The sequence below is a fragment of the Mesorhizobium sp. M1A.F.Ca.IN.020.06.1.1 genome (genome assembly GCF_004023265.1).
Lineage (GTDB): Bacteria > Pseudomonadota > Alphaproteobacteria > Rhizobiales > Rhizobiaceae > Mesorhizobium.
Map to the genome: position 1 here is coordinate 1 of NZ_RZSR01000168.1, position 8,366 is coordinate 8,366.

General features: G+C 64.4%; 9 protein-coding genes and 1 pseudogene. 3 read left to right on the forward strand and 7 right to left on the reverse strand.

Features of this window, described 5'->3' with window-relative positions; translation table 11 throughout:
- Positions 1–710, forward strand: a pseudogene (locus EOA60_RS10265) (hypothetical protein); the annotation flags it as partial.
- A 41-nt stretch (positions 711–751) separates the two neighbouring features.
- Here the strand turns inward: EOA60_RS10265 and EOA60_RS10270 are convergent.
- The 6 genes from EOA60_RS10270 to EOA60_RS10295 form a co-directional block, all read right to left on the reverse strand.
- Positions 752–1,549, reverse strand: coding sequence for an RNA methyltransferase (locus EOA60_RS10270; protein ID WP_127335438.1), 798 nt, complete (start codon positions 1,547–1,549; stop codon positions 752–754).
- Between the two features lie 56 nt (positions 1,550–1,605).
- The gene (locus tag EOA60_RS10275; RefSeq protein WP_066994170.1) at positions 1,606–1,944 is read right to left on the reverse strand and encodes a metalloregulator ArsR/SmtB family transcription factor; all 339 of its coding nucleotides are present in this window, start codon (positions 1,942–1,944) and stop codon (positions 1,606–1,608) included.
- A gap of 165 nt (positions 1,945–2,109) precedes the next feature.
- Positions 2,110–2,880: a HugZ family protein gene (locus EOA60_RS10280; protein WP_095823571.1), complete on the reverse strand. Its 771-nt coding sequence runs from the start codon at positions 2,878–2,880 to the stop codon at positions 2,110–2,112.
- A 36-nt stretch (positions 2,881–2,916) separates the two neighbouring features.
- A complete protein-coding gene (locus EOA60_RS10285; protein WP_095823315.1) occupies positions 2,917–4,092 on the reverse strand; it encodes a CaiB/BaiF CoA-transferase family protein in 1,176 nt (391 codons plus the stop codon).
- Positions 4,093–4,099: 7 nt separating this feature from the next.
- Positions 4,100–4,861, reverse strand: a complete 762-nt coding sequence (locus EOA60_RS10290; protein ID WP_067326396.1) for a 3-hydroxyacyl-CoA dehydrogenase — start codon at positions 4,859–4,861, stop codon at positions 4,100–4,102.
- Between the two features lie 30 nt (positions 4,862–4,891).
- Positions 4,892–5,497, reverse strand: a complete 606-nt coding sequence (locus EOA60_RS10295) for an N-acetyltransferase (RefSeq protein ID WP_095823314.1) — start codon at positions 5,495–5,497, stop codon at positions 4,892–4,894.
- A gap of 273 nt (positions 5,498–5,770) precedes the next feature.
- Here EOA60_RS10295 and EOA60_RS10300 point away from each other — a divergent pair, with 273 nt between their 5' ends.
- A complete protein-coding gene (locus EOA60_RS10300) occupies positions 5,771–6,757 on the forward strand; it encodes a glutathione S-transferase family protein (protein ID WP_095823313.1) in 987 nt (328 codons plus the stop codon).
- A gap of 1 nt (position 6,758) precedes the next feature.
- On the opposite strand, the gene EOA60_RS10305 is transcribed toward EOA60_RS10300, so the two are convergent.
- Positions 6,759–7,259, reverse strand: a complete 501-nt coding sequence (locus tag EOA60_RS10305; RefSeq protein ID WP_127335827.1) for an NUDIX domain-containing protein — start codon at positions 7,257–7,259, stop codon at positions 6,759–6,761.
- A gap of 68 nt (positions 7,260–7,327) precedes the next feature.
- Here EOA60_RS10305 and EOA60_RS10310 point away from each other — a divergent pair, with 68 nt between their 5' ends.
- Positions 7,328–8,266, forward strand: coding sequence for a metallophosphoesterase (locus EOA60_RS10310; RefSeq protein WP_066994187.1), 939 nt, complete (start codon positions 7,328–7,330; stop codon positions 8,264–8,266).
- The last annotated feature ends 100 nt before the right edge of the window (positions 8,267–8,366 follow it).

Consider the following 8,366-nt stretch of genomic DNA (forward strand, 5'->3'; position numbering starts at 1 on the left):
AGCTCGAGCAGATGTATGACGAAGCCAGCTTTTCTTCCTCAAACCGCCAGATCGAGCTCGTCGCCCGCGAATCGGAACTGGACAAGCTTGCCAATGACATTGCGGTGCTGCGCAGCCAGCGCAAGGAAGCGGACCGGCGCAATCAGGAACTGGCAGCGGAAAGCAAAGCCGCCAGGGACGCGCTCAAGGCGGAGAAGAAGCGGACGGCCGAGCTGGACAAGAAGGTCGAACGGCTGCTTGCAACCCTTGCCGACCGCGAGGAAAAGCTGGACAGGCGCGAAAAGGAGCTTGCGCGGATGCGCGAACGCCCAAGCAAAGATCATGCGGTAAATGGCGGAACGCATAAGGCCGACGAAGTCCAAGGGATCGACAATGCCATCGCCAAGCTCGAAGGCGATCGCGAGCGGCTAGAGGCGCGGCTGACGGCGCTTGCGCGGGAGAACAAGCGGCTCAAGACCGATCTTGCCGTGCTCGAAACGGCACAGCCCGAACAGGCAGGCGACGCGCCGCGCGCCGGTGCGGCGCTTCGCGAACAAATGAACGAACTGGCAGCCGAGGTCGTCAACCTGACGATGAAGCTGGAAGGGCCGGATTCGCCGATCGCCAAGGCCTTGGCGACACCTCGCGACGAGCGGCAAGATATCGGCGAGCGCGGCATCAGCCTCGCGGACCGTGTCAGGGCCTTGCAGAAGGCCAACGCAAGCAACTGATCCGAATGCCGTGGCGAGCGGAGCGTCTTGGTCCTGCGCCGCTATCGTTTCGAGAAGTGATGCAGGGCGATGGCCGATGCGGCTGCAACGTTCAGGCTGTCGAATCCCTCCGCCATGCCGATCCGTACGGTCCGCAGGCGACTGAGCAGGGTCTCGGGCAGGCCTTCGCCTTCCGTGCCGAGAAAGAGGGCCAGCCGAGACGTTCTTTCCGCAGCGCGGATGTCCGTTTCGCCGCGCGGCGAGAGCGCGAACTGGGCGAAACCCATCCGGTCAAGCGTTGCGGTCAAGCTCATCGCATTGTCGAAGGAGCCGAAGGGCACCTTCAGCGCCGCGCCGACCGAAACGCGGATCGCCTTGCGGTAAAGCGGATCACAGCAGGTGGGATCGAGAAGCACGGCGTCCGCGCCAAAGGCTGCGGCGTTGCGGAAGATCGAGCCCATATTGTCATGATTGGATATGCCGACCAGAACCACGACCAACGCGCTTGCCGGCCAGGTTTCGAGCAGCACCTCGGCCGGTTGAGGAGAGCCCCGAACGCCAATCGCCAATACGCCGCGATGCATGTGGAAGCCGGCGATCCGGTCCATGACGTCGCCGTTTACGACATAGATCGGGAGGTCGGCTGGCGCCTTCCGCAAGACACCTTCGAGGCCCGCCCGCCTGTTCTCCAGAATGAGGGCCGATTCCGCCGCGAAGCGTCCGGCCGACAGCAGAAGATCCAGCACCACCTTGCCTTCGGCGACGAAGCGCCCATGTCGGCCGACGAGATCGCGCTCGCGGATATCGAGATAGGCGGCGACACGCGGATCCCGCGGGTCGTCGACAGGGATGAGGTTCATAGAAATCTCGCCGGCGAACGATCGTCAGCAAGGTAAGGGGCTTTGCAGAGCCCGGGTCAAGTCCCGGCGCGGCGCATCCTGTAGGCCATCTGAGACAGGTCGCCGTCGCCGAAAATGCCTTCCAGCGTGCGAAGCAGCTCGCGCACCGCGTCGGAGTTGCAGGAATAATAGATCATCTGGCGATCGCGACGCGTCTCGACGATATCAAGCGCTCTCAGCTTGGCCAAATGCTGCGACAGAGCGGACTGGCTCAACTGGACTTTCTCGGCGATGGCGCCGACGGACATTTCGCCCTCGATCAGATAGCTGACGATCAGCAGCCGCTTTTCATTGCCCATGAGCGTCAGAAACGCGGCAGCCGATTCTGCGTTGGCGACTAGCTTGCTTGAGATCATGGATCCCCCATGTTTTCTGGCTCATCCAGCTGCCATGGGGGCAATGGCGGCTGATTTCCACGATATTCAGGTCAGGGAGCGCCGCTGAATCGGCGCTGCAACAAAAGGTAGATCATTTTACCTAAATCTCAAGAGTTGCTTTCGATCCGGGACGATTAACTTTCGCTACTGTGCCCGGCCTGCGGCGCGCCCGGCCCTGGCCATCTCGACCAGCACGGACCGCAACTCGCCGGCAGTGCCGAGAGGCCGAGGGAAGAAGACCCTGCAGGTGGCATCCGGAGAAGCCAGATCCATGCCGTCCGCATCGAAACCCGTAGCGATCCAGCCATCGCCTTCGGCCCGGCCGAAATGGCGCGCATAAATGCAAAGCGCATCGCGATGGTCGGCATTCATGTGGTCCAGGGCCGACTGTTCGCTGGCCGCCAGCTCCTCGACGATCGGGCCGCCGGCGATCAGGTCGGCGCGATCCAGAAGATAGGCTTTGCCGAAGCCGCCATTGAGACTGGCGCGTTCAGGCTCGAGCCGGAATATCGAGAAGTCGCCGAGCCCGGCATAGAGTTTCGCCTTCGGATTGCGGTTGAGATAGCGCCGTTCGGCGCGGGCGTGACCCGCCGATCCGCGCTCCAACCGCAGCGCCTGGCATACAAGCGAGATGCGGGGATGCGCGAGCGGATCGCCCTTGCCGGGTTCGCCGACGAGCAGCGAGCAGCGCGGGTCGGCGAGAAGCGCGCCGGTATGCGCCGACAGCATCGAGACCAGGATCAGCGGCGCGCCGTCGATGTCGGTCGCCACGCCGACCCGGCTTGCCAGCGGCGCCCCGGTGCCGGGCTCGATCGCCGCAAGCGCGCCGAAGCGGGCCGAGCGGACCAGAGTCTTCGCCAGCCTGACGGCCTCGGTGTCGGTCTCGCGGATGACATCCTTCCTGGTCTCGGTCACAGCGCTCACCGCGATAAGTTGATTTCTACTCTCCGGCTATCGGCCAAACAGGCCGGACCTGACAAGGGCTTCAATTTCAGTCTCGTCGATGCCGAAGCGTGCCAGCACAGCCGAAGGCCGGCGGTCGGCGACGGTCGACGCCGCGGCAAGGGTCGAGGCGGCGTTGGAGAAGCGCGGCGCCGGCGTCGGACGTTCGAGCTCGCCCGATCTTGCAAAATTTTGCCGGGCGCGGCTCTGCGGATGATCCCTGGCTTCGGTCAGCGACAGGACGGGAGCGACGCAGGCGTCGGTCGGTCCAAACACCTCGGCCCACTCGTCGCGTGTCTTCGCTCTGATTCTCGCGGCAATGGCAGCGCGCATGTCGGGCCACGATGTCCTGTCATATTGACCGCCGACAAAACGCCGGTCGAGCGGCAACAATCGGGCGAACTCGGCAAAGAATTGCGGTTCGAGGCAGCCGATGGCGACATGCCGTCCGTCCGCCGCCTCGTAAACGTCGTAGAAGGGGGCCCCGGAATCGAGCAGGTTCTCACCGCGTCGCTCGCTCCAGAGGCCGGCCGCCATGAAGGCATGGATCGGAGCCGCGAGCATCGATGCACCCTCGACCATGGCGGCATCGATCACCTGACCTTTGCCGGTGCGCGAGCGCTGGAACAGGGCCGCCAGCACGCCGGCGATCAGCATCATGGCGCCGCCGCCCTGGTCGGCGACTAGGTTCAGCGGCGGCACGGGCGGCGCTCCCTGCCGGCCGACGGCATGCAGCAGGCCGGCATAGGCGAGGTAGGTGATGTCATGACCGGCGCGGCGCGATAGCGGCCCGTCCTGGCCGAAACCCGTGAGGCGGCCGTAGATCAGCGCAGGATTGCCTTCCAGCACGACATCAGGCCCGAGGCCCAGCCGCTCCATGACGCCTGGGCGAAAACCTTCGATGAGAACGTCGGCCTTTTCCGCAAGGCGCAGCAGAAGCTCCGCGCCGTCCGGCCGCTTCAGGTCGAGCCTGAGGATGGAGCGGCCGTGGCGGTCGAGGTCGTGGGCCTCGGGCAAGGATAGAAGCGGCTCTTTGGCGTCCGCCCGCTCGATGCGCAGGACGTCTGCGCCCATCTCCGATAGCATCAAGGCGGCGAGCGGCACCGGGCCGAGGCCCGCCATCTCGATCAGCCTGAGGCCAGCCAACGGCCCTGTCTTGTCGGCGGCTGTCGGCGGCGTGCTCATTTCGCTTTTATTTGGGCGCCATGCGGATCGCGCCGTCGAGGCGGATGGTCTCGCCGTTCAGCATCTGGTTCTCGATGATGTGGAGCGCGAGTGCTGCATATTCCGAGGGCTCGCCGAGGCGAGGCGGGAAGGGCACCGAAGCGCCGAGCGAATCCTGCACCTCTTGCGGCATGCCGGCCATCATCGGGGTCTTGAAGATCCCTGGGGCGATGGTGCAGACGCGAATGCCTGAGCGCGCCAGGTCGCGCGCCACCGGCAATGTCATGCCGACGACGCCGCCCTTGGACGCCGAATAGGCAGCCTGGCCGATCTGGCCGTCATAGGCGGCGACCGACGCCGTGTTGACGATGACGCCGCGTTCGCCGCCGGCGAGCGGGTCGAGTTTCGCCGCCCGGTCGGCGACCAGGCGGATCATGTTGAAGGTGCCGATCAGGTTGATCTCGATCACCTTGCGGTATTGATCCAGCGGGTGCGGGCCATCCTTGCCGACCGTCTTCACTCCAATGGCAATGCCGGCGCAATTGACCAGGATGCGCGGTTCGCCGAGCTTTGCCGCCACTTCGGCGATCGCCGCGCTGCCACTGTCTGCGCTGCTGACATCGCATTGAACCGCGATGCCGCCGATATCGGCGGCAACCTTGGCCGCGCGATCGATACCGATATCGAGTATCGCTATCTTAGCGCCCTTGGTGGCAAGGGCGCGCGCCGTCGCTTCGCCAAGGCCGGAGCCACCGCCAGTGACGATCGCGATCTGGCCGTTCGGGGTCATGGTGGCGTCCTCCCAGAATTTCGGATCATGCTACGAAGCGCGCTGCTGCGGCGCAACCTGAATGACCGGATCGATCGAGGACTGCGGAATGGCCGAGGCGCGGACCGCGACCTGGGCCAGGTCGGCAACCCGCGCCGTATCCGCATGACAGACCTCACCGACGAACCGGGCCACCGCGCCAGGCCTGATTTCGTGATGGAGCAGCCGGTCGAGATCGACCGGACGCGGCATGGTGATCTGCCCACGCGGGAAGCGCTTGAAGCCGAGCGGCCCGTAGTAGGGCTCGTCACCGACCAGCATGACGGCCGGCGCGCCGGCCTTCGCGGCGGCTTCGAGCGCGATCGCGACCAGCCTGCGGCCTATGCCGAGATTCTTGAAGGCGGGCCGGACGGCAAGCGGGCCAAGCATCATGGCGCGTCCGGCGCCTGCCGCCACGCGCGTCATGCGCACCGAGGCGATCACCGTCTCGTCCTTGACGGCGACAAAGGACATCGAGCGGTCGTGCCCGCCCGCCTCGCGGATCTTATAGGCGGCCAGCACGAAACGGCCCGGCCCGAAGGCCTCGTCGTTGATGGCTTCGATTTCAGGATCGTGCGCCGGGGTCTCCGGCAGATATTTCACGTCGGCAAGGCTCATGGTCTTTGCGTTCCGGTATGCGAGGAAAGGTTTGCTGCAAGCGGCAGCGTTCGCCAGTCAGCGCTTCATCAAGCGCGGGCGTCCTTTCGTCGTCGGTCGAACCGGATCGTGGCAAAGTCAAACATGGGCGCTTCCGCTAGCATCAATTGTTCACGGCTGCAATCGGCCCTTTTCACCTTTCTTTTCGCCGTTTGACGAACTGTTCAGCGCCTGAGGGCTTCGACATTCCGGGTAAGCGCCTAGATGTCCGTTGGAACCTGAGGGAGATTTCGCATGGGATTGCTAGTTGAAGGCAAATGGCAGGACCGCTCGACCGTTGCCGACAGCAGCGGCAGGTTCGTGCGTGCCGAAGCGCAATGGCGCGACTGGGTGACGCGCGACGGTGCGCCGGCGCAAGGGCGCAAACGCGGTTTCAAGGGGGAGCCCGGGCGCTATCACCTTTACGTCTCGCTCGCCTGCCCCTGGGCGCACCGGACCTTGATCTTCCGCGTCTTGAAGAAGTTGGAAGACATCATCTCCGTCTCCGTGGTGCACCATTTCATGGGCGAGAACGGCTGGACCTTCACAGCCGAGGACGGCGCAACCGGTGACACGCTCTACGGCCTCGACTTCCTGCACCAGATCTATGCCAAGGCCGATCGCGGCTATTCGGGCCGCGCGTCCGTACCGGTGCTGTGGGACAAAAGACAGGAAACCATCGTCAGCAACGAGTCGTCAGAAATCATCCGCATGCTCAATTCCGGCTTCGACGAATGGGGTGATGCGAGCCTGGACTTCTATCCGCCGGCGTTGCGTTCCGAGATCGACAGGATCAATGCGCTGGTCTATCCGGCGATTAACAACGGCGTCTATCGCGCCGGCTTCGCCACCTCGCAGGAAGCCTATGAGGAAGCGTTCGGCGAGCTCTTCGCAGCACTCGACACGTTGGAAGAGCGGCTGTCAAAGCAGCGCTATCTTGTCGGCGAGCGGATCACCGAAGCTGACTGGCGTCTATTCACCACGCTGGTGCGCTTCGATCCGGTCTATGTCGGCCACTTCAAATGCAATCTGCGCCGGATCGCCGACTATCCGAACCTGTCGAACTATCTGCGCGACCTCTACCAGGTGCCCGGCGTGTCAGGCACGGTCAGCCTGCATCACATCAAGTCGCACTACTACGGCAGCCACAAATCGATCAATCCGACGGGGATAATCCCGGCGGGACCTAAACTCGACTATGCCGCACCACATGATCGCGGCCGGTTCAGGAAGGCGGCATGAGTCACCAGTAGGCCGAGACCTGCTCGCCGCCGAAAATTTCGGCAATCCGACGTCGCGTCGCCGGCGTCGCATCTGCCGGCAAACGGTCGAGCGGAAAGAACGCCGCCTCGGCGATCTCATGGTCCGCCGATTTCGGCGCCGTCTGGTTGAAGGCTTCGACCAGATAGAGGCCGACGTGGTCGCGTGTGCTGGCGCGACGGTTTAAGTGCATCGATCTCAGCACCGGCGGAGCCGTCAACGCGATGTTGCCCTCCTCGGCGAGCTCGCGCGCCAGCGCCTCGACAAGCGTCTCGCCGACCTCGACGCCGCCGCCAGGCAACTGCCAGCCCGGAACATAGGTGTGGCGGATGAGGAAGATGGAGTTGGATGCGCGGTCGTAGATCAAGCCGCGCACGCCAAGCGTCATCGGGCGCCGCAGCAGGAAATAGAGATGGAACAGCCTTGCCCGCAGTCCCGCCCAGCCGGTCTGGCGGAACGCCTGTTCCGGATCGGCGCCAGTCATCCACGAAACCGCGAGCGGACAGGAAACGTTGAGTAGAAAGCCCGGACCGGGTCGCTTAAGAAGGGGCTATGCTCAGGCTTGCACATATTTCCGATGTCCATCTGGGGCCGCTGCCCGATGTAACCTATCGCGATCTCGCGTCCAAGCGCGTGCTGGGTTACGTCAACTGGCAGCGCAACCGCCGCCGTCATATGCACGATGCGGTGATCGACACGATTGTCGGCGATATCAAAGCCAACGCCCCCGACCACCTCGCGGTCACCGGCGATCTCGTCAACCTGGCGCTCGATGGCGAGATCGAGATGGCGAAACATTGGCTGGAGACGCTGGGCTCTGCGAATGACGTATCCGTGGTGCCGGGCAATCACGATGCCTATGTGCCGGGCGCCTTCGACAAGGTTTGCCGGTCATGGGCGCCGTGGATGACGGGCGACGGCATCAACAGCCCGATCGACCGCAATTCCTTTCCCTATTTGCGGGTTCGCGGTGATGTCGCTCTGATCGGCGTCACGACGGCGCGGGCCACGGCGCCCTTCATGGCCAACGGCTTCTTCATGGAGGGCCAGGCGGAGCGGCTCGGCAACATCCTCGACGCGACGGCCAGACAGGGGCTGTTTCGCGCCATCATGATCCATCATCCGCCGGTGCGTGGCGCGGTCTCGCAGCATAAGCGGCTGTTCGGTATCGCGCGCTTCCACAAAGTCATTCGCCGGTATGGCGCCGAGCTTGTGCTGCACGGCCACTCGCACTTGCCTTCGCTGTTCACCATCGGTCCGCGCGGCGTCAAGGTGCCGGTGGTCGGCGTGGCCGCCGCCGGCCAGGCGCCGGGCGGCGATCATCCCGCCGCTCAGTACAATCTGTTCGAGATCGGCGGAAAAAAAGGTGGTTGGACCATCCGCCTGACACGGCGCGGCCTGACCGGTCCGGCACTGCCGCCGTCGGACATTCAGGTGATCGAGCTCGGTGCCGATATGCCGGTGGTGCGCGAGCCCGTCGTCAGAAGCTGATCTTCATCTGGGCGATGCGGTCCCAGAACAGCACCAGCGATACCGCCAGGCCGACCAGGGCGCCGGCGGCGATCAAGCCGAGGCCGGCGCCCTGGTCGGC